21 protein-coding genes are annotated in these 24914 nt (G+C 73.1%); 5 read left to right on the forward strand and 16 right to left on the reverse strand.

What is annotated here, in order from left to right; translation table 11 throughout:
• Positions 1-257: 257 nt before the first annotated feature.
• From OHA55_RS11875 to OHA55_RS11885, 3 genes are read left to right on the forward strand one after another with little or no spacing between them, the layout of a single operon-like run.
• Entirely contained in the window at positions 258-944 is a 687-nt protein-coding gene (locus tag OHA55_RS11875; RefSeq protein WP_266705541.1) for a bifunctional DNA primase/polymerase, read from the forward strand.
• Between the two features lie 39 nt (positions 945-983).
• The gene (locus tag OHA55_RS11880) at positions 984-1820 is read left to right on the forward strand and encodes an ABC transporter ATP-binding protein (protein WP_266705543.1); all 837 of its coding nucleotides are present in this window, start codon (positions 984-986) and stop codon (positions 1818-1820) included.
• Positions 1817-3469, forward strand: a complete 1653-nt coding sequence (locus OHA55_RS11885) for a transporter (RefSeq protein WP_266705545.1) — start codon at positions 1817-1819, stop codon at positions 3467-3469. The genes OHA55_RS11880 and OHA55_RS11885 overlap by 4 nt, the downstream gene beginning before the upstream one ends.
• 58 nt (positions 3470-3527) lie before the next feature.
• Here OHA55_RS11885 and OHA55_RS11890 read toward each other — a convergent pair whose 3' ends face one another.
• Positions 3528-4412 carry an alpha/beta fold hydrolase gene (locus OHA55_RS11890; protein WP_266710574.1) on the reverse strand — a complete coding sequence of 295 codons (885 nt, stop codon included), beginning with the start codon at positions 4410-4412 and terminating at the stop codon, positions 3528-3530.
• Positions 4413-5259: 847 nt separating this feature from the next.
• Entirely contained in the window at positions 5260-5952 is a 693-nt protein-coding gene (locus OHA55_RS11895) for a metal-dependent transcriptional regulator (RefSeq protein WP_266705547.1), read from the reverse strand.
• Between the two features lie 207 nt (positions 5953-6159).
• Between OHA55_RS11895 and OHA55_RS11900 the strand changes: the two genes are divergently transcribed.
• Positions 6160-6915: a sugar isomerase domain-containing protein gene (locus OHA55_RS11900; RefSeq protein WP_266705549.1), complete on the forward strand. Its 756-nt coding sequence runs from the start codon at positions 6160-6162 to the stop codon at positions 6913-6915.
• A gap of 25 nt (positions 6916-6940) precedes the next feature.
• Here OHA55_RS11900 and OHA55_RS11905 read toward each other — a convergent pair whose 3' ends face one another.
• Positions 6941-8356 (reverse strand): PAS domain-containing protein, encoded by a 1416-nt coding sequence (locus tag OHA55_RS11905; protein ID WP_266705551.1) that lies wholly within the window; start codon positions 8354-8356, stop codon positions 6941-6943.
• A gap of 423 nt (positions 8357-8779) precedes the next feature.
• Positions 8780-9421: a pyridoxamine 5'-phosphate oxidase gene (pdxH, locus tag OHA55_RS11910; protein WP_266710576.1), complete on the reverse strand. Its 642-nt coding sequence runs from the start codon at positions 9419-9421 to the stop codon at positions 8780-8782.
• A 313-nt stretch (positions 9422-9734) separates the two neighbouring features.
• Between pdxH and OHA55_RS11915 the strand changes: the two genes are divergently transcribed.
• Complete coding sequence (locus OHA55_RS11915) at positions 9735-10844, forward strand: citrate synthase 2 (RefSeq protein ID WP_266705553.1); 1110 nt, start codon at positions 9735-9737, stop codon at positions 10842-10844.
• Positions 10845-10902: 58 nt separating this feature from the next.
• On the opposite strand, the gene OHA55_RS11920 is transcribed toward OHA55_RS11915, so the two are convergent.
• The 12 genes from OHA55_RS11920 to OHA55_RS11975 all read right to left on the reverse strand — a co-directional run bounded on the left by OHA55_RS11920 (position 10903) and on the right by OHA55_RS11975 (position 24904).
• Positions 10903-11646, reverse strand: a complete 744-nt coding sequence (locus OHA55_RS11920; protein ID WP_266705555.1) for an ATP-binding cassette domain-containing protein — start codon at positions 11644-11646, stop codon at positions 10903-10905.
• Positions 11643-12221: a hypothetical protein gene (locus OHA55_RS11925; protein ID WP_266705557.1), complete on the reverse strand. Its 579-nt coding sequence runs from the start codon at positions 12219-12221 to the stop codon at positions 11643-11645. The genes OHA55_RS11920 and OHA55_RS11925 overlap by 4 nt, the downstream gene beginning before the upstream one ends.
• A complete protein-coding gene (locus tag OHA55_RS11930) occupies positions 12218-13345 on the reverse strand; it encodes a hypothetical protein (protein WP_266705559.1) in 1128 nt (375 codons plus the stop codon). The genes OHA55_RS11925 and OHA55_RS11930 overlap by 4 nt, the downstream gene beginning before the upstream one ends.
• Positions 13346-13562: 217 nt before the next feature.
• Positions 13563-13760, reverse strand: coding sequence for a hypothetical protein (locus tag OHA55_RS11935; protein ID WP_266705561.1), 198 nt, complete (start codon positions 13758-13760; stop codon positions 13563-13565).
• Between the two features lie 426 nt (positions 13761-14186).
• A complete protein-coding gene (locus OHA55_RS11940; protein WP_266705563.1) occupies positions 14187-14813 on the reverse strand; it encodes a TetR/AcrR family transcriptional regulator in 627 nt (208 codons plus the stop codon).
• Positions 14801-15577: an enoyl-CoA hydratase family protein gene (locus OHA55_RS11945; protein ID WP_266705565.1), complete on the reverse strand. Its 777-nt coding sequence runs from the start codon at positions 15575-15577 to the stop codon at positions 14801-14803. The genes OHA55_RS11940 and OHA55_RS11945 overlap by 13 nt, the downstream gene beginning before the upstream one ends.
• Complete coding sequence (locus OHA55_RS11950) at positions 15574-17202, reverse strand: 4-coumarate--CoA ligase family protein (protein ID WP_266705567.1); 1629 nt, start codon at positions 17200-17202, stop codon at positions 15574-15576. The genes OHA55_RS11945 and OHA55_RS11950 overlap by 4 nt, the downstream gene beginning before the upstream one ends.
• A gap of 125 nt (positions 17203-17327) precedes the next feature.
• Positions 17328-18488 carry an acyl-CoA dehydrogenase family protein gene (locus OHA55_RS11955; RefSeq protein ID WP_266705569.1) on the reverse strand — a complete coding sequence of 387 codons (1161 nt, stop codon included), beginning with the start codon at positions 18486-18488 and terminating at the stop codon, positions 17328-17330.
• Complete coding sequence (locus OHA55_RS11960) at positions 18485-20491, reverse strand: biotin carboxylase N-terminal domain-containing protein (RefSeq protein WP_266705571.1); 2007 nt, start codon at positions 20489-20491, stop codon at positions 18485-18487. Before OHA55_RS11960 ends, OHA55_RS11955 begins: the two co-directional genes overlap by 4 nt.
• Positions 20492-20547: 56 nt before the next feature.
• The gene (locus OHA55_RS11965) at positions 20548-22146 is read right to left on the reverse strand and encodes an acyl-CoA carboxylase subunit beta (RefSeq protein WP_266705573.1); all 1599 of its coding nucleotides are present in this window, start codon (positions 22144-22146) and stop codon (positions 20548-20550) included.
• Between the two features lie 35 nt (positions 22147-22181).
• Complete coding sequence (locus OHA55_RS11970; protein WP_266705575.1) at positions 22182-24047, reverse strand: acyclic terpene utilization AtuA family protein; 1866 nt, start codon at positions 24045-24047, stop codon at positions 22182-22184.
• A complete protein-coding gene (locus OHA55_RS11975) occupies positions 24044-24904 on the reverse strand; it encodes a TIGR03084 family metal-binding protein (protein WP_266705577.1) in 861 nt (286 codons plus the stop codon). The genes OHA55_RS11970 and OHA55_RS11975 overlap by 4 nt, the downstream gene beginning before the upstream one ends.
• Positions 24905-24914 lie beyond the last annotated feature (10 nt).

The following is a 24914-nucleotide window of genomic DNA, read 5'->3' on the forward strand; positions in this document are numbered from 1 at the left end:
TTCCTCTGTATTCGGTACGACCAGCACGAGAGTTGCTGTTTTCGGCCACTTCACGCAAAAGACCCGTGCGCCCCGCTCCCGTCCCCCCGGAACCGCCCGGAGGCCGGGCCGACGCACGGCCCTGGCGTTCCCTACCCGCACATCGGCGCCCGGTCCCGTACGCGCCCCCGCCCGTGCACCCGTGCGCCCCATATGCGGTGCCGGTGCACCGGTACGGCGGCGGGGTGCGGCCGTAACCCCCGGTGGTGCCGGGAGTTGTGCTGAACGTGGAAAAGCCGATCACAGTCACGGGAAACGCCCCGCTCCCCCCGCAGCGCGGCGAGCAACTGCTCGACGCCGCCGTCCGGTACACGGAGGAACGCCACTGGGACGTGTTCCCGGGCACCTGGCTGGAGGCGGTGGACGGACACGAGCGGTGCAGCTGCGGGGACGCGCACTGCGCCCTGCCCGGCGCGCACGCCCCGCGCCCGGACTGGGCGGGCCAGGCCACCGGCAGCGGTGCGGCGGCCCGCCGGATGTGGTCCAAGCACCCGGCCGCCTCGATCCTGTTGCCGACCGGCCGCAACTTCGACGTGATCGACGTCCCCGAGTCGGCGGGCTTCCTGGCGCTCGCGCGGATGGAGCGGATGGAGCTGACGCTCGGCCCGGCCACCTGCACCCCCGACCGCCGCATGCTCTTCTTCGTCTCGCCCGGCGCCGCGGCCAAGGTCCCCGATCTCGTCATGCACCTCGGCTGGAACGCCGCCTCGATCGACCTCGTCGCCCGGGGCGAGGGCCACTACGTCGCCGCCCCGCCGACCCGCATCGGCGGCCGGGGCGCGGTCCAGTGGGCCCGCCGCCCCACCGCCGCCAACCGCTGGCTGCCCGAAGCCGAGGAGCTCGTCAGCCCGTTGTCGTACGCCTGTGCCCGCGAAGCGGCGGACGCGCGGACGCGCCTTTCGTAGGGTGGTCCCCACCTGTGGGGATTGACGAGAGGCCGTGCGATGCCTGACCGGACCGACCGGACCGAGACCGAGAACGCCCCGGACGACGGGGCGGCCGACATCCCGTCGGGGCCGCCCGCCGTGCGGGTGCGGGGGCTGTGGAAGCGGTTCGGGGAGCAGGTGGCCGTCTCCGGAATCGATCTGGACCTTCCGGCGGGCCGGTTCATCGGGCTGGTCGGCCCGAACGGCGCGGGCAAGACGACCACCCTCTCCATGGTGACGGGGCTGCTCCGGCCCGACATGGGGAAGGTCGAGATCGGCGGCCACGACGTGTGGACCGATCCGGTGTCGGTGAAGTCGCGGATCGGGGTACTGCCCGAGGGGCTGCGGCTCTTCGAGCGGCTCTCCGGGCAGGAACTCCTCGCCTACAACGGCCGGTTGCGCGGGATTCCCGGCGCCGAGACCGACAAGCGGGCCTCCCAGCTGCTGGACGTGCTCGATCTGGGCGGCGCACGGCACAAGCTCGTGGTCGACTACTCGACCGGCATGCGGAAGAAGATCGGGCTGGCCGCCGCCCTGCTGCACAACCCCGAAGTGCTCTTCCTGGACGAGCCGTTCGAGGGGGTCGACCCGGTCTCCGCGCAGGTCATCCGGGGAGTCCTGGAGCGCTACACCCGGTCCGGGGCGACCGTCGTCTTCTCCAGCCACGTGATGGAGCTGGTCGAGTCGCTCTGCGACTGGGTGGCGGTGATGGCGGGCGGCCGGATCAAGGCACAGGGGCCGCTCGCCGAGGTGCGGGGCGCGGAGCCCTCGCTCCAGCGGGCGTTCCTGGACCTGGTCGGAGCGCGTGCGGTGGACGGCGCGGACGGCCTCGACTGGCTGGGCGGCGGGCGATGAGCGTCCTGGAAGGCCGTCCCGCGCCCGTGACGAGCGTGCCGGACTCCGGAACCGAGGGGCTGGTTCCCCTCTTCGTGCGGCTGAAGCTGGCGCTGCTGCGCAACGGGCTGCGGCAGTCGGCCGGGCGGCGGGCCGCGTTCGTGGTGACCCTCGTCGTGGTGGTCCTGATCGCGGCGGGACAGCTGCTGGGACTCGTGCTGCTGCGCGGCGAGGGCCGGGACGCGGCCACCGTGACGGTGCTGGCCACCGGAGTGCTCGCCCTGGGATGGGCGGTGCTGCCGCTGTTCTTCCCGAGCGGTGACGAGACGCTGGACCCGAGCCGGCTGGTGATGCTGCCGCTCCGCCCGCGTCCGCTGGTGCGGGCGCTGCTGGCGGCCTCACTCGTCGGCGTGGGGCCGCTGTTCGCGCTCTGCCTGCTGGTGGGCTCGGTGGTCGCGCTCGCGCACGGGGCGCTCGCGGTGGTCTTCGGGGTGGTCGCCGTACCGCTGGCGCTGTTGATCTGCGTGGCGCTGGCGCGGTCGGTCGCCACGGCCAACATCCGGCTGCTGACCTCGCGCAGGGGCCGTGATCTCGCGGTGCTGAGCGGGCTGGTGATCGCGGTGGGCATCCAGTTCGTGAACTTCGGCGCCCAGCGCATCGGCGAGGCCGGCGGGCTCTCCTCCCTGGAGCCGGCCGCCGGTGTGGTGCGGTGGCTGCCGGCCGCCTCGGCGATCGGCGCGGTGGACTCGGCGTCGACCGGGGCGTACGGCGAGGCGGTGGCGCAGCTCCTGGTCTCGGTGGTGGCGTTGGCCGCTCTGCTGTGGTGGTGGCAGCGCGGTCTGGTGACGCTGATGACCGCCCCGGACGGCTCGACGATCGCCGCGGCCGGACCGTCGCGCGAGAAGGCCCGCGACGGCCGGAGCCCCCGGCTGGGCCGGCTGCTGCCCGAGGGCAGGACCCGCACGGTGATGGGCCGGAGCCTGCGGTACGTCCTGCGCGACCCGAAGACGAAGGGCGCCTGGATCACCTCGCTGGCGGTCGGGCTGATCGTGCCGGTGTTCAACGCCCTCCAGGGCACCGGCTCGGTCTACTTCGCCTGCTTCGCGCCGGGGCTGCTCGGGATGCAGATGTACAACCAGTTCGGCCAGGACACCTCGGCCTTCTGGATGGTGGCGCAGACCATCTCGACGCCGCGCGACGCGTACGAGGAGCTGCGGGCGCGCGCCTTGGCGCTGGCCGTCGTCACCGTGCCGTACACCCTGGCCGTGGGCGCGGTGACGGCCGGGCTGCTCGGCTCCTGGGGCTCGTTGACCGGGGTCGTCGGGGTGTCGTGCGCCCTGCTCGGCGCGATGTCCGGCCTGGGTGCGCTGGGGTCGGCGCTCTTCCCGTACTCGATCCCGCAGGACGGCGGGTTCAAGAACGTGGCGCCGGGGCAGGGCGGGCTGGCCTGGCTGTCCGTGGTGACCGGCATGCTGGGATCGGCGGTGGTGGCCGCGCCGGTGATCGTCCTGACGGTGGCGCTGACGGTGACGGACCACGGGTCGCTCTGGCTGGTGGTGCCGGTGGGCGCGGTGTACGGCGTGGCCGTCGCCTGGGCGGGGCTGCGGCTCGCGGGGAAGCGCACCGCGGACCGGCTGCCGGAGATCCTCGCGGCGGTCAGCAAGGGGTGAGCCCGCGGGCTGGACCTCCGCTTCCGCGGGCGCCCCGGTCCGGGCGCCCGCGGAAGCGTCAGGAGACCACCCGCTCCGGGGCGGCGTCCGCGAGCTGTTCCAGGAAGGGTTCGACGGCGGCGCGCCAGGCGTCCGGCCGGTCGTAGTGGACGAGGTGGCCGGCGTCGGGCACCTCGGCGTACTGCCCGAGCGGCAGCACCCGGACCATCTCCTGGGCCTCGGCCCGGCCCAGCTGGCCGTCTATCCCGCGCAGCACCAGCGTCGGGCAGCCGACCTGCGCCAGCTCCTCCCAGTGCGCGTCCAGGACCCAGGTCGCCCGGGACTCCAGCATCTGGCGGCGGGAGAAGACCGGCCGCCAGCCGTCGTCCTCCTCCACCATCACCTCGGCGAAGAACTCGCCGCGGGCGGGGTTGGGGCGCTCCACCCACGGATCGTCCTCGCCGAACCACTTGCGCACCGCGGCGAGGGTGGCGAAGGGCAGCGGCCAGGAGTCGAGCCAGTCGCTCCACTCGCGCTGGGTGGCGGCGCCGGGGGCGGAGGCCCGCATGTCGCAGACGACCAGGGCGCGGACCAGGTCGGGGCGCTTGGCGGCGAACTGCCAGGCGGTGAGGGCTCCCATGGCGTGCCCGACGAGGGTCACCGGTCCCAGGCCGAGCTGTTCGACCGCGCTCTCGACGTCGTCCACGTACGCGTCACGGGTGTACGGGCCGTCCGCGGGCTTCTCGCTGCGGCCGTGGCCGCGCTGGTCGAGCCCGACGACGCGGTACCGCTCCGAGAGCCACTCGGCCTGGGCGGCCCAGTGGGTGGCCCGGCCCATCAGTCCGTGCAGCAGTAAGACCCCCGGCGCACCCGACTCGTCCGCGCGCCCCTTGGGCGGATCGGTGAACTCCCAGGCCGCGAGCCGGACGCCGTCCGAGCCCGTCACGTCGATGCGCCGCACCATATGTCCTGGCATCCCCTTCTGGTTCTCGATCACGGGTGGCCTCGCCGCTCACACTATCGAACCTTTATTCGAAAACGCTGGGACTGGCGTTCAACACCGCTCTTTCGGGTGACAACGTTCCATGGTTGACCGCCGCCGACCTGGGGAGATGTTCAGCGGGGAGCGGGCCGCTCGGGGATGACGGTCCGCAGGAACGACCCTGGGAGCTCGGGGCTCCGGGTCGGTACCGGGGAAGCGGACCCCGGCGCCCATGGGCGCCGGGGTCTTCGGTCTTCCTCGCGCCGCCGCCACCGCGGCGCGGGCGGGGGCGCACTCCTCGGCACACGCCCCCCGGGGCGGGGCCGGGGCGCGGGCCGTGGTCCCCGGGATGGCGTCCGCCGGAGGCGTGCGGAGGCGCACAGGGGGCGCGTACCGCTGCACATGCAGGTACGACGGGCGCATTCCCTGCTCCCTCCCCTGCCGCGCGGCCCACCCGGCCGGCGACCTCAGGTCATATGCCTGGCTTCAGCCTGGCACGCGAGGCGCCCGGCCGCTGCGATTCCGTACGGAAAAAGAGAAAGCGGGCGTCACGGTTCGATCGCCGTGCCGCCCGCCTCTTCGGTCCCGTACGAGTCCCGTACGACGGGACTCGTACGTGACTCGGGACGTGCTGGGTGTTCCGCTCCTGGTCAGCGCCCGCCCGGTGCCCGACCGGTGCCCGTGCGGCGTCCGCGCCGGCTCGGCGGTGCCGTACCGGCGCGTGCCCGGTCCCGGAGGTGCGGGGCCGTCGCGCGTGCTCCCGTGTGCCCCCGCCGTGCGCGGGGACCCTCCGGTGAGCGCCCCCGTGCCGACGCGCGGGCCCGGTCGCTCAGCGCTTGGCGACGAAGACGTGCGAGGCGACCTCGCTGTCCAGCTCCGCCGCCTCACCGCCCGAGCCGACCAGCACGCCGCCCGCCGCCGCCGTCACGCTGACGACGGCTCCCGGCTGGACCCCGGCGCGGCGGAGCGTGTACATCAGCTGGGCGTCGGTCTGGATGGGCTCGCCGATCCGGCGCACCACGACCGTCTTGCCCTCGCTGCCCGGATCCAGCTCGGCCAGGCTGACCATGCCCTGCTCCAGGAACGGATCGGCCTCGGCGTGCTCGCCCAGCTCCTCCAGACCCGGGATCGGGTTGCCGTACGGGGACTCCGTGGGGTGGCGCAGCAGCTCCAGCACCCGCCGCTCCACGGCCTCGCTCATCACGTGCTCCCAGCGGCAGGCCTCGGCGTGCACCTGCTCCCACTCCAGGCCGATCACGTCGACGAGCAGGCATTCGGCGAGACGGTGCTTGCGCATGACCCGGGTGGCCAGACGGCGGCCCTCCTCGGTCAGCTCAAGGTGGCGGTCCCCGGCGACCTGGACCAGCCCGTCGCGCTCCATCCGGGCCACCGTCTGACTGACCGTCGGACCGGACTGGTCCAGCCGCTCAGCGATACGGGCGCGCATCGGGACCACGCCTTCCTCTTCGAGTTCGAGGATGGTGCGGAGATACATCTCCGTGGTGTCGATCAGTCCGGACATTCGTGCCCCTCATAACTGTGACGGTGAAACGTCATGCCGCCGTGCTGTGGCCCTGGCCCAATTCTGACGCATTGCGCCGACAACCGTGCCGGGTCGTCCCCCGGGCCGCCCGGGGCGGGGCGGCGCACGGCCGGGGACGCTATTGACAGTGCGGCGGTCCGGACCGCAACGTGATCGCGGCATCCCCCGACGGAAGGGCTCCCCCCGATGAGCGAGAGCAAGCTGGCCGCCCAGTTCTTCGACGCGGCCATCGGGCTGCTGGCCAGGGTCCGCGACGAGGAGGCCGCCTCCGTCGCGGCGGCCGGAGCGGCCGTCGCCGACACCATCGCCGCGGGCGGCCGGCTCTTCGCCTTCGGCGCCGGCCACTCCTCGCTCGCCGCCCAGGACGTGGTGTACCGGGCGGGCGGGCCCGCCCTGATGAACCTGCTCGCCGTGCCGGGCACGGTCGGGGTCGACGTGATGCCCGCGACCCTCGGCTCCGCGCTGGAACGGGTGGAGGGGCTCGCCACCACCGTGCTGGAGGCCGGCCCGGCCACCGCGGGCGACCTGCTGGTGATCATCTCGCTCTCCGGCCGCAACACCCTGCCCGTCGAGATGGCCCGCGAGGCCCGGGCGCGCGGCCTCACCGTGATCGGGGTGACCTCGGTGGCGTACGCCGCCGCCACCTCGTCGCGGGCCGCGTCGGGCGGCTTCCTGCTCGACCACTGCGACATCGTCCTCGACAGCAAGATCGCGGTGGGCGACGCCGTGCTGACCGCCCCCGGGGTCGGCGCCCCGTTCGCGCCCGCCTCCACCGTCGTGACCAGCGCCCTGATGCAGGCAACGATGGCCGCCGCCGCCGAGGAGCTCGCCGCACGCGGCATCGAGCCGCCGCTGCTGCGCTCCGGCAACGTGGACGGCGGCCACGAGTGGAACCGGCGGGTGTTCGAGGAGAACCGGGACCGGATCTTCTACCAGCACTGACGCGGGCCCCCGCGCCGGGGCGGGGTCAGCCGTCCGTACGCCCGTCGAGCAGCAGGGCCAGGTCGACCGCGGAGGCCACCCGGACCGCCGCGCTCTCCGCGTGGGCCGCGTCCTCGCGCTCGAAGGCGGGGCGGTCGGCGGTACGCAGGAAGGTCACGACCCCGAGGGTGCGCCCCCGGCTGCGGAGCGTCACGCACAGGGCGTGCGCCGCCTGCCGGGGCCACTGGCGCTCGGCCGCCCAGGAACCCGCGGTGGCGCCCGCGCTGACCCGGACCGGGGCGATCCGGTCCAGTGCCTGGAGGGCCGGGTGGCCGGCGGCGTACCGCGCCGGGAGGGAGCCGCCGGCCACCCGCAGGCAGGGGCCGGGGGCGTCCGTGGGGGTGGCCGCGGTGGGGATCAGCCGCTCCCCCGCGACCAGGTCGAGCAGCGCGTGGTCGGCGAAACCCGCCAGCGAGAAGTCGAGGGTGGTGGTCGCCGCCTCCCACGGGTCCTCGCACTCGGCGGCGGCCCTGGCGGCGCGGTGCAGCTGGGCGGAGCGGAAGCGCAGTCTGGCCGCGGCCTGCTCGGCGGCGCGCGCCTCGGTCACGTCCTGGAACAGCCAGGCGACCCCGAGCGGCACCGCCTCCTCGGTGAGGGGCGAGCAGAGCCGCAGGAAGCCGCTGCGCCAGCAGCGCCGCCGCTCGCCCTCGCGGCCGCGCAGGGTCACCCAGAGTTCGGCGGGGGCGGGCGGTGCCCCGGCGGCGAGCACGTGGTGGAAGGCGCCTTCGAGGTCCTCGACGCCCTGGAGGACGACCTCTCCGAGGGGGCGGCCGAGCAGGGAGGTCCGGCCGCCGCCGAGCGCGCGGGCGGCGTGCGCGTTGACGACGGTGGGCCGCAGATCGGCGTCGACCAGGACCACGCCCCAGGGCCCGTCCTGGAAGAGAGCCTCGCTGAGCGCGATGGAGCGTTCCAGGTCGATCTGGGCGTGCGCCTCGCTGAACGCGCAGTACACCCCGGCCGGACCGCCGTCCTCGCCGCGCATCCCGGCGGCCTGCATGCGCACGAGGACCCGGCCGCCGTCCTTGCGGACCAGGGCGAACTCGTGGACCTGGCGGCCCTGGGAGTCCTGGATCTCCATGAGCCGCCGGCGTACCTCGTCGGCGTCGGGGCCGCGTACCGCCCATCCCGCGAAGCCGTCCCGGCCGACCGCCTCGGCGGCGCTCCAGCCGAGGACGCGTTCGGCCTGGCGGTTCCAGTGGGTGACGGTGCCCGTGGCGTCGAGGGCGAAGAGGGCGGTGTCCATGCCGTCGAGGAGCGCGGCGAGGAGTTCGGCGCCGGGCCCGCCGCCCGGACCGGTGCCGGTCGCCGTGGCGCCCGGGTCGCCCGTGGCTTCTGCGGCACCTGTGGCGCCCGTGGCGCCCGTGGCGTCCGACGCGGACGCGTCCGCCGTACCGCTGCCCATGGAAGGACTCATTCCGTACCCCCCGCAGAACGTGCCGTCCCCACCGCGCGCACCGCAGCCCTGGCGGTGCGCGTTCCCGCGCGCGTTTCCGCACGTCAAGAACTCATTGAACTCGACTGTGACCGGGCGCACACCCGCTTCCGATAAATCGGTTGTGCGGCCGGTACGAGGTTCCTAGGCTTGCCGCACACGCTGAAAGGAGGTGATCCGAAAAGTGCAGTCTTATCGGATTCGTGAGGTGGCTGCGGGCTGACAGCCCGTCGTCGCACATCGTGCACCTCGGCAGGCTGTCTGCCGAAACCCAAGCAGTCACCGACCCGCAGGCTCGCCGGTAGATCCGGCCGGCTCCTCCGCACGGAGGGACCCGAGCCTGCGGGTTCTGCTTTTCCCGTTCTCTCCCGTGATTTTCCCGGATGTTCGCCTTCAGGGGCAGAGACGCTCCACGCGCCAGGCGGGGCCGGACTCCGGCGCGGGGAGCCGTACGTACCGCAGCCGGTCGTGCAGCCGGTTCTCGTGGCCCTGCCAGAACTCCACCGTCTCCGGCGTCACCCGGAAGCCGCCCCAGTGCGGCGGTACGGGCACCTTCGTGCCCTCCGGGTAGCGGGCGGCGAGCTCCTCGTAGCGCTCGGTGAGCTCCCGGCGGGAGCCGATGACGGTGGACTGCGCGCTCGCCCACGCGCCGAGCTGGGAGCCGTGCGGGCGGGTACGGAAGTACGCCACCGTCTCCTCGCGGCTCACCTGTTCCGCGACGCCGGTGACCTGGACCTGGCGGGCGAGCGGGTGCCAGGGGAAGAGCAGCGAGACGTGCGGGTTGGCGGCCAGCTCCCGGCCCTTGCGGGACTCGTAGTTGGTGTAGAAGACGAAGCCGCGCTCGTCGAATCCCTTGAGCAGCACCGTGCGGGAGGTCGGGCGGCCGTCCGGCGAGGCGGTGGAGACCACCATGGCGTTCGGCTCGTGCAGCGCGCCGTGGGCGGCGACCTGGCGGAACCAGCGGGCGAACTGCTCCATGGGCGCGGGGGCGAGATCCTGCTCGTCGAAGGCCTCGGAGCGGTACTGCTCGCGCATCGCCGCCGGATCGATGGTGCAATCGGAAGCGGGGGACACGGCCGGACGAGGTGCGGACGGAGGTGTCGGGTCAGCTGTGGGCACGGGCCCATCCTGCCGCAGGGAGTTCGCCCGGCAGCGAGGCGGGCGGGAAGACCTGGTCCGGACGCCTCCGCCCCACGACACGCAAGGGTGTTGTGCCGGACATCACCCTTCCTTGCCCCGGGGGAAGCCGCCACTATCAGGGGTCAGGTCCCATCGGAGGCCGTCCCGTGCCTGCGCGCCCGGGGGCCTTCGCCGACACAGCTCGCAGCCGCACAGAGGGAGCCGCCTGATGTCCGCATTCGTACCCGGACTTGAGGGAGTCGTCGCGTTCGAGACGGAGATCGCCGAACCGGACAGGGAAGGCGGGGCGCTCCGTTATCGCGGCATCGACATCGAAGACCTCGTCGGCAAGGTGTCCTTCGGCAACGTCTGGGGTCTGCTGGTGGACGGGGCGTTCAACCCCGGTCTGCCGGCCGCCGAGCCGTTCCCCATCCCTGTCCACTCCGGCGACATCCGGGTCGACGTGCAGTCGGCGCTGGCGATGCTCGCCCCGGTGTGGGGCCTGAAACCGCTGCTCGACATCGACGAGGCGACGGCCCGCGACGACCTCGCGCGGGCGGCCGTGATGGCCCTGTCCTACGTGGCCCAGTCGGCGCGCGGGCAGGGGCACCCGATGGTGCCGCAGAGCGAGATCGACAAGGCCGAGTCCGTGGTCGAGCGGTTCATGATCCGCTGGCGCGGCGAGCCGGACCCCAAGCACGTCAAGGCCGTCGACGCGTACTGGACGTCCGCCGCCGAACACGGCATGAACGCCTCGACGTTCACCGCCCGGGTCATCGCGTCGACCGGCGCGGACGTGGCGGCGGCCCTGTCGGGCGCGGTCGGCGCGATGTCGGGCCCGCTGCACGGCGGCGCCCCGTCCCGGGTGCTCGGCATGATCGAGGAGATCGAGCGGACCGGGGACGCCACCGCGTACGTGAAGCGGGCGCTGGACAAGGGCGAGCGGCTGATGGGCTTCGGCCACCGCGTCTACCGCGCCGAGGACCCCCGTGCCCGGGTGCTGCGGCGTACCGCGCGCGAACTCGCCGCGCCCCGCTTCGAGGTGGCGGAGGCTCTGGAGAAGGCGGCGCTGGAGGAGCTGCACGCGCGGCGCCCGGACCGGGTGCTGGCGACGAACGTGGAGTTCTGGGCGGCGATCGTGCTGGACTTCGCAGAGGTCCCGGCGCACATGTTCACCTCGATGTTCACCTGCGCCCGCACGGCCGGCTGGTCGGCGCACATCCTGGAGCAGAAGCGCACGGGCCGGCTGGTGCGGCCCTCGGCCGAGTACGTGGGCCCGGCTGCACGGGACCCGCGCGAGATCGAGGGATTCGACTCGATCAGCCCGGTCACGGGCTGAGGTCGGGTGCTGGAAGACCGGTCCCCGCCGGTCTTCCAGCACGTGAGGGCTGTCCCGCTCAGGCCCTGGCACCGCTGTCGCGCAGCAGCGCCGTGTAGGCGCCTTCCGCCGCACGGCCCGCGACGGTGCCGGGCGGTGTGAGGGCGAGGAAAGAGCCGGTGTCACCGTGGTGGATGATCCTGCCGTCGTAGACCACGGTGACGTGGTCGGCCTCCTCGGCGAGGTCGGCGACGTCGTGCGTGGACAGCAGCACCCGGATGTCGCCGGTGAGTCCCGCGAGCATGTCCCGGAACACCCTTCGCTGATAGGGGTCGAGGCCGGCCGTGGGCTCGTCGAGCAGCAGCACACGGGCCCCGTGCACCAACGCCCCGGCCACCCCGACACGCCGCAACTGACCCCCGGAGAGGCGGTCACTGCGCTCGTTCATCCGGTCGGCGAGGTCGACCTGCACGAGGGCCTGCCGGGCCCTTTTCCAGGCATCCGGGCGGCTCATGCCCTTGAGCCAGCCGATGTACGCAACGTACTCGCGAGCGGATAGGCCGGGCATCGGGGTGATGTCCTGCGGCATCCACGCCACGTCCTGGCGGTACTGCCGGGTTCCCGCGGCGATCCCGTCGAGGTGGACGCTGCCGCGCTGCGGACGCGTCACCGAGGCCGCGAGCTTCAACAGGGTCGACTTTCCTGCACCATTGGGACCCAGCAGGATGGACAGGCCGTCGGGAAGCGCGTAGTCGAAGTCCTTCAGTACGGGCTGACGGCCACGCCGGTACCGGTAGGTGCAGCGGGTGAGTTCGAGGGTCACGGGGCCTTCCTCGGGGCGAAGATCAGAGCGGTCAGGCCGGCGGTGAACACCAGCAGGGAGGCGACTGCCGCCGGGGCGTCGTGGGCGGTCTCCGGCACCACGGTCCACACCCGCGGCACATTGCCGCGGAAGCCGATGCCGACGACGATGACGAGCCAAGCCACCGGGACCAGGACCGCCGAGGCGCCGAACACGGCACGCCCCAGCAGCATCAGGCCGGCCAGGAACAGCACGTTGCGGCCCGCCGCGGCGGCCTCCTGCGTCCCGCCCGCCGCAGCGACCAGCAGGGCACAGCAGAGTGCCGCCGCGGCGACGGCGGCGACGAGCGCGGCGTCGTACCGCCCCACCGGCCTGACCCCCGAGTCCTCCGGGGCGGGCACGCGTGACTCCAGGACGTGCATGAGGCAGGCGACGAGCGGTACGGGCACGAAGAGGGTCAGCGCGACCCGGGGCGAGCCGATCAGGGAGGGCAGGACGACCTGGGTGTTCTGCACCGCGAGCAGGGGGAGGAGGAAGGCGGCCAAGGCGAGCGGAACCATGATTCCGGCCCGGCGCGTTCCGATCCACCACCTCATGTCGTGCTCCCCGTGCAGGAGTCGAGGTTCTCGCGTATCCACGTCCTCTGCGCGGACGGCGAAGTGGCGAGCACGGTGCGGACCTCTTCGGAGACCTTGCTCTCGATCTGCAGGCTCTCGGGAGTGACACCGTCGCGCTTGCGGTTCTCCTGGTACATGTCCACCTGGCCGGTGCGGTTGGCCGCCCACAGCCACACGGAATGGGCTTGGACGGCGGGCACGGTCGCGCAGCGGAACTTCAGCGCCCGGACCATGACCTGGTAGCCCGCCTCGTGCGGCCGGTCGGCCGTCATGAGGCTCAGCCGCCACACCCGGTTCCCGGCACCGGCCGTGGCCGGCCCGTCGAGCACGTCCTCGATCCGCTCGGGGGCGGCGCCCGGCACACCGGCGGCGCGCAGGGTGCTCAGCGTCTCGGCGGCCTCGCGCTGGGTGCGGGCGAGGTTCCCGGTGGCCACGCGCGGCACGCACACCCGGGGTCGCACGCCCGTGCAGTCCACGGGAGCCTGGCCGGTCGCCGTGGGCGGGGTGTGCGACCAGTCCCGGGCGAGGTGTTGCGCACCCAGGACACCGGCCGCGGCGACGCACAGCGCCAGGGCTCCGCGGAGCACCCGGGGGCCGCACGGCAGCCACAGCAGCATCAGGCCCACGGCGACGCCGCCGGCCAGCAGGACGGGGGCCGCGAGGGACACAAAGCGGGGCACCTCACCGAAGCCGATGTCCGAGAACTGTCCGGAGACATGACGGAGCCAGTAGGGCTGAGTGGCCCGGGTGAAGGCGATCGCGACCCAGTCCACGACCGCGACCACGGGAGTGGCGATCAGGCGCGGCAGGAAGGACCCGATGGCGAAGCCGACGACGGCGTGGGCGACGACGATCACCATGCCCATGAGAGGCAGCCGCAAGGAGTCGAGGCTGGGGGCGGTGCCGCTGCGCGCCAGGGACACGGCGGGGGGCAGCAGCAGAACGAGCCAGGAGAGGAGAACAACCGGAAACAACACGTTGACCGCGACCCGATAACGGCTCCGGGAGGGCAGCGATTCCCAGACGTGTGCCTTGCGCAGCCGTCCGCTTTCCCATACGCCCAGAGCAGCGGAAGCGGCGTAGGCGAGTGCGTAGAGAACCATGAGCGGAGCCGAGACTATTGCCGGAGCCCAATGGTGATAAGAACTGGGCGGAGCGGTTTCCCCCGTCAGGTAATAAAGGGCGGCCATGAGCAGGACGGCAGGGCCGGCCCAGCGCACACTGCTGCTTCTCAATGCAGTGGTGAATTTCATCGTGACTCACAGAGGGTAAGGACACGCCCCGGGTCCGCTTGACTGCCGACCCGGGGCGGAAATCCGATCAGCCGTCGGCCTTGGCCGTGTCAACGCTGGCGCTGTTCACGGTGAGCCGCGGGCCGAAGGTCGAGCCACCGATCTTCATGATCTGGAAGTACACGCCCTTCATACCTGAACCCAGTTCGGCCCACTCGCCGTTGCTCGTGCTGCCGTTGAAGCAGGCCGTGAACGTCTTGGTGTCGTACGAGCCGTGGGGCTGCATGATGTCGGCGCCACATCTGCACGTCCGCGCTCTTCGTGACGTTGACATCGGTGCCTTTTGCGCATTCGCCACCCCCGTGCATGCGGGGACGCCTCCCTCACAATGAACGGACAGTAACACCTGATGAAATCTCAGGACAACGATTTTGCGGCGGCAAAACGGAAAGGATTGCTCCGTTTACGACTACTGACCGGCGGATATCTGCACAGTGCCCGAATGTATGGCATTTGAGAGAACCTCGGATAGCAGCAGATGTCGCACATTCCGGTTGACGGATTCTTCACGTACGGCACGTGAGGCGCGGCCCTGCCAGAGCCCGCGATGTCCGGCCGGTCTCAGGCGGGGCACGGTCAGGGGCGACCCCCGGGCGGCCCGGGCGTCGCGCGCGCGAACGTCCGGAAACCGCCGTCGCGTGCTCGCCGACGCTCAGTCCAGCGCGCTCTCCACCAGCGCCGCCCACTGGGCCACGACCCTCCGGCGGCGGGCGGTGTCGTCGGTGAGGACGTTGGCGAGGCCGAGGCCGCGGGCCATGTCCAGGAGTCCCTGGACCGTCTCGCGCACCCCGGGCCGGGTCTCGTCGGCCCCGAGCAGGGCGACGGCGATCCGGTGGGTCTCCCGGCCGACGCGCGCTTCGAGTTCCGTCACCCGCGGGCGCAGTTGCGGCTCGTTGGAGGCGGCCACCCAGAGCTGGAGCGCGGCGCGGAAGAGCGGCCCGGTGTACAGGTCCACGAGCGCGGCGACGACCTCCGCGCGGCCCTGGACGGGTAGCGCCCGCAGGGCGGCGGACCGTTCCTCCGCGACGTACTCGACCGCCCCGGTGAACAGGTCCTCGCGGGTGGGGAAGTGGTGCTGCGCCGCCCCTCGGGAGACCCCGGCGCGTTCGGCCACGACCTGGACCGTGGAGCCCGCCCAGCCGTGGACGGCGAGGCAGGCGACGGCGGCTTCCAGGAGCCGCTGCCGGGTGGCCCGGCTGCGGTCCTGCTTGGGCGACTTGGCGGCGCCCGCGGCCGTTCCGGCGTGGGGCGTGTCGTTCGGGGGCGTCACCACACCCATGCGGGGTCCCGTCGTTCGAGGAAGGCCGTCATCCCCTCCCGTGCGTCGTCGGAGGCGAAGAGCGCGGTGGACAGGGCGACGAGGTCTTCGGCGTGTTGGTCGAAGCTCTCCAGCACGGTAGCCGTGACCAGCTGCTTCGACGCCATCAGCCCCTGCGGGGACGCCTTGCGCAGTCCGTCCAGTACGGGTTCGAGCGCCTTGTCCACCTCGTCGGCGCCCTCTCCGGGGGCGGCGGGCCCGGCCTGGTCTCCCGCGGCGAGGGTGACCAGGGAGATGCGGGCGGCCTCGGCCGCGTCGAACCGCTCCCCGGTGAGGAAGTAGCGGGCCGCCGCCGAGCGTTCGAGCCGGGGCAGCAGGGTCAGCGAGATCACCGCCGGGGCGAGCCCGAGGCGCGACTCGGTGAGTGCGAAGCTCGCGCCCGGTCCGGCCACCGCGATGTCGCAGGCCCCGAGCAGTCCGAGCCCCCCGGCCCGGACATGGCCGGTGATCCGGCCCACCACGGGCTTGGGCAGGGCGACGATCTTCCGCAGCAGGGCGACGAACTCCCGTGGGTCGGCGGGCGACTTCAGGTCGGCCCCGGCACAGAAGGTGGTGCCGGTGTGGGTGAGGACGACCGCGCGTACGGCCGGGTCGGCGGCGCAGACGTCGAGCGCCTCGGCCAGCTCGCCGACCAGTTCGGCGGAGAGGGCGTTGCGGCGGGCGGGGGCGTCCAGGGCGAGGGTGGTGATGCCCCGGTCGTGGACGGGTGCGGCGAGGCTGCTCATGCGGGGTTCCCTTCGGTGGCGGCCCCGGTTCCGTCCCCGGTCCCGGTGGCGCTTTCGCGGTCGCGGAGTTCGCGGCGGAGGATCTTGCCGGAGGTGGCACGGGGCACCGCGTCGATGAACTCCACCCGCCGCACCTTCTTGTACGGGGCGACGCGCTCGGCGACGTACGCGATCACGTCCTCCGCGGTGAGCTTCTGCGCCTCGGGGGCGGGCGAGCGGACCAGGAACGCCTTGGGGACCTCGTTGCCGGCGTCGTCGTACACGCCGATGACGGCGGCGTCGGCGAGGTGTTCGTGGCCGAGCAGGAGGGCCTCCAGTTCGGCGGGGGCGACCTGGTAGCCCTTGTACTTGATCAGTTCCTTGACTCGGTCGACGACGTAGAGCCAGCCGTCCTCGTCGACCCGGCCGACGTCCCCGGTGTGCACCCAGCCGTCCGCGTCGATCATGGCGGCGGTGGCGTCGGGGCGGCCGAGGTAGCCCTTCATCACCTGGGGGCCCCGGATCAGGATCTCGCCCTCGGCGCCGGGTTCCGCGTCGGTGCCGGGGTCGGTGAGCCGGACGATCCGCATTTCGGTGCCGGGGATCAGTTTGCCGACCGTGCCGTCCGGCGGGTTCTCCTCGGAGAGCGGCACCACGTGGGTGCCCGGGGAGAGCTCGGTCATGCCGTACGCCTGGCGTACCGGGGGCAGCCCGAGCCGCTCGGAGCAGGCGCGGGCGAGCTCGGCGTCGAGCGGGGCGGCGGCGGAGACGATGTAGCGGAGCGAGGAGAGGTCGTAACGGGCGACGGCCGGGTGCTTGGCGAGGGCCAGCACGATGGGCGGGGCGACGTACAGCCCGGCGATCCGGTGCTTCTCGATGGTGGCGAGGAACTGGTCGAGGTCGAAGCGGGGCAGCACGACCACGGTGGCGCCGTGCCGGAGCGGCCCGTTCATCAGGGCGGTGAGCCCGTAGATGTGGAAGAAGGGGAGCACCGCGAGGATCGGCTCGCCCCGGAGCAGCGGCACGAAGGGCTGGAGCTGCTCCAGGTTGGTGGCGATCGACCGGTGGGTGAGCATCACGCCCTTGGGGGCGCCGGTGGTGCCGGAGGAGTACGGCAGCACCGCGACGTCCTCGTCGGGGTCGATCTCCACCTGCGGTTCGGGGGCGGTGGAGCCGAGCATGTCGAGCACCGAGGTGTACCCGTCGGCGGTGTCGCAGACGAATATCTGCCGTACGCCGCCCGCGAGTTCGGCGGCTCGGCGGGCGGTCTCCAGGAGCGGGGAGACCGTGACGATCCAGCTCGCGGAGGCGTCGGTGAGCTGTTTGGCGAACTCTTCGGCGGTGGCCAGCGGGTGGACGGTGGTGACGGAGGCACCCGCCCTGGTCGCCCCGTAGAAGACGGGCGGGTAGGCGATGGTGTTGGGGCTGTGCAGGGCGAGGACGTCCCCCTTGCGGAGCCCCGCCTCGGCGAGCGCGGCGGCGATCCGCCGGTGGAAGTGGTCGAGTTGGCCATAGCTGAGGGCCATCCCGTTGGTTCCGTCGATCAGGGCGACGGTCTCCCCGAACTCGGCGGCCCGGCCGAGGACCGCTTCGTGGATGGGGGTGCTGAGGATGGAGACGTCTGCGTACTCACTGCGGAACACCATGGCGGTCCCCTGTCGACGCGTGGGCGGCGGGTGCGGAGGCTGTGCGGCGGCGGCGCACCGCGCCGGGTGGACGGGTGCGCCGCGTGGTGCGTACGGGTGCGGAGTGCCGAGGAACGAGCAGTGACTCAGTACGACTTGGGCAGGCCGAGCGACTGGTGGGAGACGTAGTTGAGGATCATCTCGCGGCTGACGGGGGCGATCCGGGCGACGCGGGCGGCGGTGATGAGCGAGGCGAGGCCGTACTCACGGGTGAGGCCGTTGCCGCCGAGGGTGTGTACCGCCTGGTCCACGGCCTTCACGCAGGCCTCCCCCGCCGCGTACTTGGCCATGTTGGCGGCCTCGCCCGCGCCGATGTCGTCACCCGCGTCGTAGAGGGCGGCGGCCTTCTGCATCATCAGCCGTGCGAGTTCGAGTTCGACGTGGGCGACGGCCAGTGGGTGGGCGATGGCCTGGTGGGCGCCGATCGGGGTCTTCCAGACCTGCCGGGTCTTGGCGTACTCGACGGCCTGCCCGAGGGCGTAGCGGCCCATGCCGATGCCGAAGGCGGCCGTCATGATGCGTTCGGGGTTGAGCCCGGCGAAGAGCTGGAGCAGCCCGGCGTCCTCGTCACCGACGAGCGCCTCGGCGGGCAGCCGTACGTCGTCGAGCACGAGCTCGAACTGCTTCTCGGGAGCGTGGAGTTCCATGTCGATCTGCGAGCGGCCGAAGCCGGGGGCGTCGCGCGGGACGATGAAAAGGCAGGGCTTGAGCGTGCCGGTGCGGGCGTCCTCGGTCCGGCCGACGATGAGGGTGGCGTCGGCGATGTCGACGCCGGAGACGAAGACCTTGCGGCCGGTGAGCAGCCAGTCGTCGCCGTCGCGGCGGGCGGTGGTCGTGATCCGGTGCGAGTTGGAGCCGGCGTCCGGCTCGGTGATCCCGAAGGCCATGGTCAGGCTGCCGTCGGCGAGCCCGGGGAGCCACTGCCGCTTCTGCGCCTCGGTGCCGAAGCGGGAGATCACCGTGCCGCAGATCGCCGGGGAGACCACCATCATCAGCAGCGGCGCACCGGCCGCACCCAACTCCTCCAGCACGATGGAGAGTTCCGCCATCCCGGCGCCTCCGCCGCCGTACTCCTCGGGGAGGTTCACGCCGAGGTAGCCGGACTTGGCCGCCTCCGACCAGAGTTCGTCGGTGTGCCGGCCCTCCGCGATGACGGAGGACATGTAGGCGCGCCCGTAGCGCTTGCCGAGGGCGGCGACGGCGGCGCGGAGCGCCTGGTGCTCGGTGGATTCGAGGACGGTGCTCATGGCTGCGGTTCCTCCTGGGCGTGGGATTCCTCTTCGGGCGTGTCCTGTACGTGGGGCGTGTCCTGTACGACGGCGAGCAGGGCGCCGACCTCCACCTGGAGGCCGGGCGCGGCGTGCAGCGCGGTGAGGGTGCCGGTGGCGGGGGCGAGGATGCGGTGTTCCATCTTCATCGCCTCCAGCCAGATCAGCGGCTGCCCGGCCTCGACGGCGGCCCCGGGCGCCAGGCCCTCCGCGACGCGGACGACCGTGCCGGGCATGGGGGCGAGCAGGGAGCCGGGTTCGCTGCGGGCGGCGGGGTCGGTGAAGCGGGGCAGGGCGGTGAAGGTGTGCGAGCCGTCCGCCGTGTCCACGTACACCTGGTCGCCGTGCACGGTGACGGCGAACCGGCGGGTGACGCCGTCGAGTTCGAGGGTGACCCGGTCGGGCCGGGCCTCGGTCACGCGGATGCCGGGTGCCTCGTGCGGTACGGGTCCGGTGCGGGTGGCCCGGTAGGCGATCTCGTACTCCCCGGCGTCGGGCTCGGCGCGGTAGCGCTTGGTCTGCGGCTGGGAGGGGAGGTTGCGCCAGGCGCCGAAGCGGGCGGGCACGGCGGCGGGCCCCCCGACTCCGCCCGCCGTGCGGGTCGCCGCGTCGGCGAGGGCGGCGGCCAGGGCGGCGCGGCGGACGGCGTCCTCGTCGGGGGCGGGGGTGAGGGTGTGCAGGTGGCGGTCGTAGAACCCGGTGTCGAGGCGGGCGGCGAGGAAGTCGGGGTGGCGCAGGGAGCGGACCAGCAGGTCCCGGTTGGTGACCGGACCGTGGACGCGGGCGCGTTCCAGGACGCGGGCGAGGAGGCGTACCGCCTCGGTGCGGGTGGCGGCGTGGGCGACGACCTTGGCGAGCATCGGGTCGTAGTGCACGCCGATGGTGTCCCCGCCGGTGTACCCGGTGTCCAGGCGCACCCCGGGTTCCTCGGGCAGGTCGAGCGCGTGCAGGAGTCCGGTCTGCGGGCGCCAGTCGTGGGCGGGGTCCTCGGCGTAGAGGCGGGCCTCCACGGCGTGCCCCTCGGGGGCGGGCGGGGTGGGCGCGGGCAGCGGTTCGCCCTCGGCGGTCCGGATCTGGAGGGCGACCAGGTCGAGCCCGAACACGGCCTCGGTGACGGGGTGCTCGACCTGGAGGCGGGTGTTCATCTCCAGGAAGTACGGCCGCCCTTCGGCGGAGACCAGGAACTCCACGGTCCCGGCGCCCCGGTAGCCGACGGCCCGGGCTGCGGCCACCGCCGCGTCGTGCAGCCGGGTCCGCAACTCCTCCCCGAGGCCGGGCGCGGGGGCCTCCTCGACGACCTTCTGGTGGCGGCGCTGGAGGGAGCAGTCGCGGGTGCCGAGCGCCCACACGGTGCCGTGGTCGTCGGCCATCACCTGGACCTCGACGTGCCGGCCGCGCTCCACGTACGGCTCGGCGAACACCTCGCCGTCCCCGAACGCGGACTCGGCCTCGGCCCTCGCGGCTGTCAACTCGCCGCTCAGTGTGTCCAGTTCCCGGACGATCCGCATGCCGCGCCCGCCGCCGCCCGCCGCAGCCTTGAGGAGCAGCGGCAGATCGGCCTCGGTGGCGGTGGCCGGGTCGACGGGGGCGAGCAGCGGCACCTCGGCGGCGGCCATCAGCTCCTTGGCGCGGGTCTTCGACGCCATCTGCTCGATCGCCTTGACCGGCGGGCCGACCCAGAGGAGTCCGGCGTCCTGCACGGCGGCGGCGAAGGGGGCGTTCTCGGAGAGGAAGCCGTATCCGGGGTGCACGGCACCGGCCCCCGCCGCGAGCGCCGCGGCGACGATCAGGTCGCCGCGGAGGTAGGTGTCGGCGGGCGTCGCCCCCGGCAGGCGTACGGCGAGGTCGGCCTCGCGGACGTGCAGGGCGCCGGCGTCCGCGTCGGAGTACACGGCGACGGTGGTGATGCCGAGCGCACGGCAGGTGCGGAAGATCCGGCAGGCGATCTCGCCGCGGTTGGCGACGAGCAGCGAAGTGATCACGTCATTCCTCACGTCGGTCCTCACGTCGGTCCTCACGTCGGTCCTCACGTCGGTCCTCACATCCGGAAGATGCCGAAGCCGCCGCGGGCGCCTTCGACGGGTGCCGTGTGGATCGCGGACAGGCACATCCCGAGGACGGTCCTGGTGTCGCGGGGGTCGATGACCCCGTCGTCGTAGAGCCGCCCGGAGAGGAACGCGGGCAGTGACTCGGCCTCGATCTGCTGCTCCACCAGGGCGCGCAGCCCGGCGTCGGCCTCGTCGTCGTAGGGGCGGCCCTTCGCGGCGGCGGAGGCGCGGGCCACCAGGGAAAGCACGCCCGCGAGCTGCTGCGGGCCCATCACGGCGGACTTGGCCGAGGGCCAGGCGAAGAGGAAGCGGGGGTCGTAGGCGCGGCCGCACATGCCGTAGTGGCCGGCCCCGTAGGAGGCGCCCATCAGCACGGAGAGGTGCGGGACCTTGGAGTTGGAGACCGCGTTGATCATCATCGCGCCGTGTTTGATGATGCCGCCCTGTTCGTACTCCTTGCCGACCATGTAGCCGGTGGTGTTGTGCAGGAAGACCAGCGGGATGTCGCGCTGGTTGGCGAGCTGGATGAACTGCGCGGCCTTCTGCGACTCCTCGCTGAAGAGCACGCCCTGCGCGTTGGCGAGGATGCCGACCGGGTAGCCGTGCAGCCGCGCCCAGCCGGTGACCAGGCTGGTGCCGTAGAGCGGCTTGAAGGCGTCGAAGTCGGAGCCGTCGACCAGCCGGGCGATGACCTCGCGCGGGTCGAACGGCACCTTGAGGTCGCCCGGCACAATGCCGAGCAGCTCCTCCTCGTCGTACTTCGGCGGTTCGGCGGGGCCCGGATCAGCGTGCGCCTTGCGCCAGTTGAGGCGGGCGACGATCCGGCGGGCCTGCCGCAGCGCGTCGTGCTCGTCCACCGCGAAGTGGTCGGCGAGCCCGGAGGTGCGGGCGTGCATCCCGGCGCCGCCGAGGGACTCGTCGTCGCTCTCCTCGCCGGTCGCCATCTTCACCAGCGGCGGCCCGCCGAGGAAGACCTTGGACCGGTCCTTGATCATGACGGTGTGGTCGGACATCCCGGGGACGTACGCGCCTCCGGCGGTGGAGTTGCCGAACACCACGGCCACGGTGGGGATTCCGGCGGCGGAGAGCCGGGTGAGGTCGCGGAAGAGCGCCCCGCCGGGGATGAAGATCTCTTTCTGCGAGGGCAGGTCGGCACCCCCGGACTCCACCAGGCTGATGCAGGGCAGCCGGTTGGCGAAGGCGATCTCGTTGGCCCGCAGCGCCTTCTTCAGCGTCCAGGGGTTGGAGGCGCCGCCGCGTACGGTCGGGTCGTTGGCGGTGATCAGGCACTCGACGCCCTCCACCACCCCGATCCCGGTGACCAGCGAGGCGCCCACGGCGTACTCGCTGCCCCACCCGGCCAGCGGGGACAGCTCCAGGAACGGGGTGTCCGGGTCGATGAGCAGCTCGATCCGCTCCCGCGCGGGCAGCTTCCCGCGCGAACGGTGCCGGGCCACGTACTTCTCGCCACCCCCGGCCAGCGCCTTCGCGTGCTCGGCGCCGAGATCGTCGAGCTTGGCGAGGAGCGCCGCGCGGTTGGCGGCGTATTCGGGTCCGGCGGTGTCGAGCCCGGTGGGCAGGACGGTCATGCGGCGCCTCCGGTACGGAAGTGGGCTGATGGGCCTCAGACGTGGTGGGCCGGGTCGAGCAGGGAGACCGGTACGGCGAGGTGGCGCGAGCGGAGCCACTCCCCCAGCGCCTTGGCCTGCGGGTCGAACCGCGCCTGCGCGGCGACTCCCTCGCCCAGCAGTCCACGGACGACGAAGTTCACCGCCCGCAGCTGCGGCAGCACATGGCGTTCGACTTCCAAGCCACCTGTCTCCGGCAGGAGTTCGCGGAGCCGCTCGACCGTGAGCTCGTGCGCGAGCCACTGCCAGGCTCGGTCCTCGCGCACCCACACGCCGACGTTCGCGTCGCCGCCCTTGTCGCCGCTGCGCGCTCCGGCGAGCAGCCCGAGCGGCACGCTCCGGGTCGCCTCAGGCTCCAACGCGGGCGGCAGCGTGACCTCGGGCGGTACGAGGTCGAGCACCCGGGTCACCGCAGGCGCGGGCACCTCCTGCCGGGTGCCGTCGGGCAGCACGGCGGTGTGCGCGACCTCGGACGCCGGTACGTACGCGGCCTCGAAGACCCCGTACGGCGCACCCTTTCCGGGCGGGGCGGTGACGTGGAACCCTGGGTAGCTGCCGAGGGCGAGTTCCACGGCGGCCCCGGAGACCGCCCGGCCGACCGCCTCCGCGTCCTGGTCGCGCACCACGAGCCGGAGCAGCGCGCTCGCGGTCTCCTCGGTGGGGGCGTCCGGGTGGTCGGTGCGGGCCAGTTCCCAGCGGACCTCGGCGGGCGCCTTCCCGGACCGGTCGAGCGCGTCGGCGAACTGCTCCTGCACCAGCAGCGACTTGGCCTCGATGTCGAGCCCGGTGAGCACGAAGACGACCTCGTTGCGCCAGCCGCCGAGCCGGTTGAGCCCGACCTTCAGCGTGGGCGGCGGCGCCTCGCCCCGTACCCCGCTGATACCGACCCGGTCCTGACCCTCCTGGACGAGCCGTACGGTGTCGAGCCGGGCGGTCACGTCGGGCCCGGCGTACCGGGCGCCCCCGGTCTCGTACAGCAACTGGGCGGTGACGGTGGAGAGATCGACCACCCCGCCGGTTCCGGGGTGCTTGGTGATGACGCAGGAGCCGTCGGCGTGGATCTCCGCGATCGGGAAGCCGGGGCGGCGCACGTCGTGGTCGCCGAAGAAGGCGTAGTTGCCGCCGGTGGCCTGCGTACCGCACTCCAGGACGTGCCCGGCGACGACGGCCCCGGCGAGGGCGTCCAGGTCGTCGGGGCCCCAGCCGAAGTGGGCGGCGGCGGGGCCGGTGACCAGGGCGGCGTCGGTGACCCGCCCGGTGACGACGATGTCCGCGCCCGCCCGCAGGCAGGCGGTGATCCCGGCGCCGCCGAGGTACGCGTTGGCGGTGAGGAACCCCTCGGGTACGGGCCGGCTGTCGCCCTCCACATGGGCGACCCGCACCGGTATCCCGAGCTTCTCCGCCAACTCCCGTACGGCGTCGGCGAGTCCGGCCGGGTTGAGGCCGCCCGCGTTGGCGACGATCTTCACTCCGCGCTCCTGCGCCAGCCCGAGTCCCTCTTCGAGCTGCCGCAGGAAGGTGGAGGCGTAACCGCGCGAGGGGTCCTTCAGCCGGCTGCGGCCGAGGATGAGCATGGTGAGCTCGGCGAGGTAGTCGCCGGTCAGGACGTCGAGCGGGCCGCCGGTCAGCATCTCGCGCATCGCGTCGAACCGGTCGCCGTAGAAACCGGAGGCGTTGCCGATGCGGAGCGGGGTGGGCGCGGGCGGGTCGAGCGGGTGCGTGGGGGAGGGGGCCTCGGCGGGCCCGGTCGGCCCGGTGACGGTGACGGGGACGGAGATCGGGACGGGGGCGGTGAGTGGTGTCCCCAGCCCCAGGGGGTCGGGCGACGCGGTGGGGTTCTCCGTGGGCGGGACGGTGGTCATATGGTTTCACTCCCAAGGGTGTTCGAAGAGCCGGACTCGCCCTCTCTCCTGCCCCCGCCCGCGCCCTTGCCCCCGCGCGGCGCGCGCCCCGCACCCGGCAGCCCCGCGAAGGCCTGCGCGATGTCCAGCCAGGCGTCCGCCTCGGCGCCGACCGCCCGCAGCGCGAGGTCGTCGCGGTGGGCGCGCTGGGTCACCAGCAGGCAGAAGTCCAGCAGCGGCCCGGTCACCCGCTGGGCCGCGCCCTCGGGCCCGAATGCGATCGACTCCCCGTCCAGCCCGGCGAGTTCGACCCGGAACTCCTCCGCCGGCGGAGTGTGGCCCCGCACGAAGTACGCGTAGTCCCTGGCCCGTACGCCGATCCGGGCGACATGACGCAGGCGGTCGGTCGGGGCGCGTACGACCCCGAGCGCGTCGGCCACGTCCTGCCCGTGCGCCCAGGTCTCCATGAGCCGCGCGGTCGCCATCGAGGCGAGGCTCATCGGCGGCCCGTACCAGGGGATGCGAGTCCCGGGGGCGGCCTCCCGCAGCACTTCCTGGAGCCGCTCCCGCCCCGCCCGCCACCGCCGCAGCAGCTCCGCCGGGGAGGCGAAGGCGACCGAGGCGGCGGCGGCCTCGTCCACGAAGGTCTCCGGCGCGGCGAGCGCGGCGGCCACCTCCGCCTCGAACGCCCCGGGGTCGGTCGCGGCGGTCACCGCGACCCCGTCGGTCCAGGTCAGGTGCGCGATCTGGTGGGCGATGGTCCAGCCGGGGGCGGGGGTCGGCGCGGCCCATCCCTCGTCACTCAACTCCGCTACCAGAGCGTCGAGTTCTTCGCTCTCGTCCCGCAGATCGTCGATCACGGCGATGGCATCGGACACGTGCGCTCCC

It is taken from the genome of Streptomyces sp. NBC_00102 (assembly GCF_026343115.1).
In the GTDB taxonomy this organism is placed as follows: domain Bacteria; phylum Actinomycetota; class Actinomycetes; order Streptomycetales; family Streptomycetaceae; genus Streptomyces.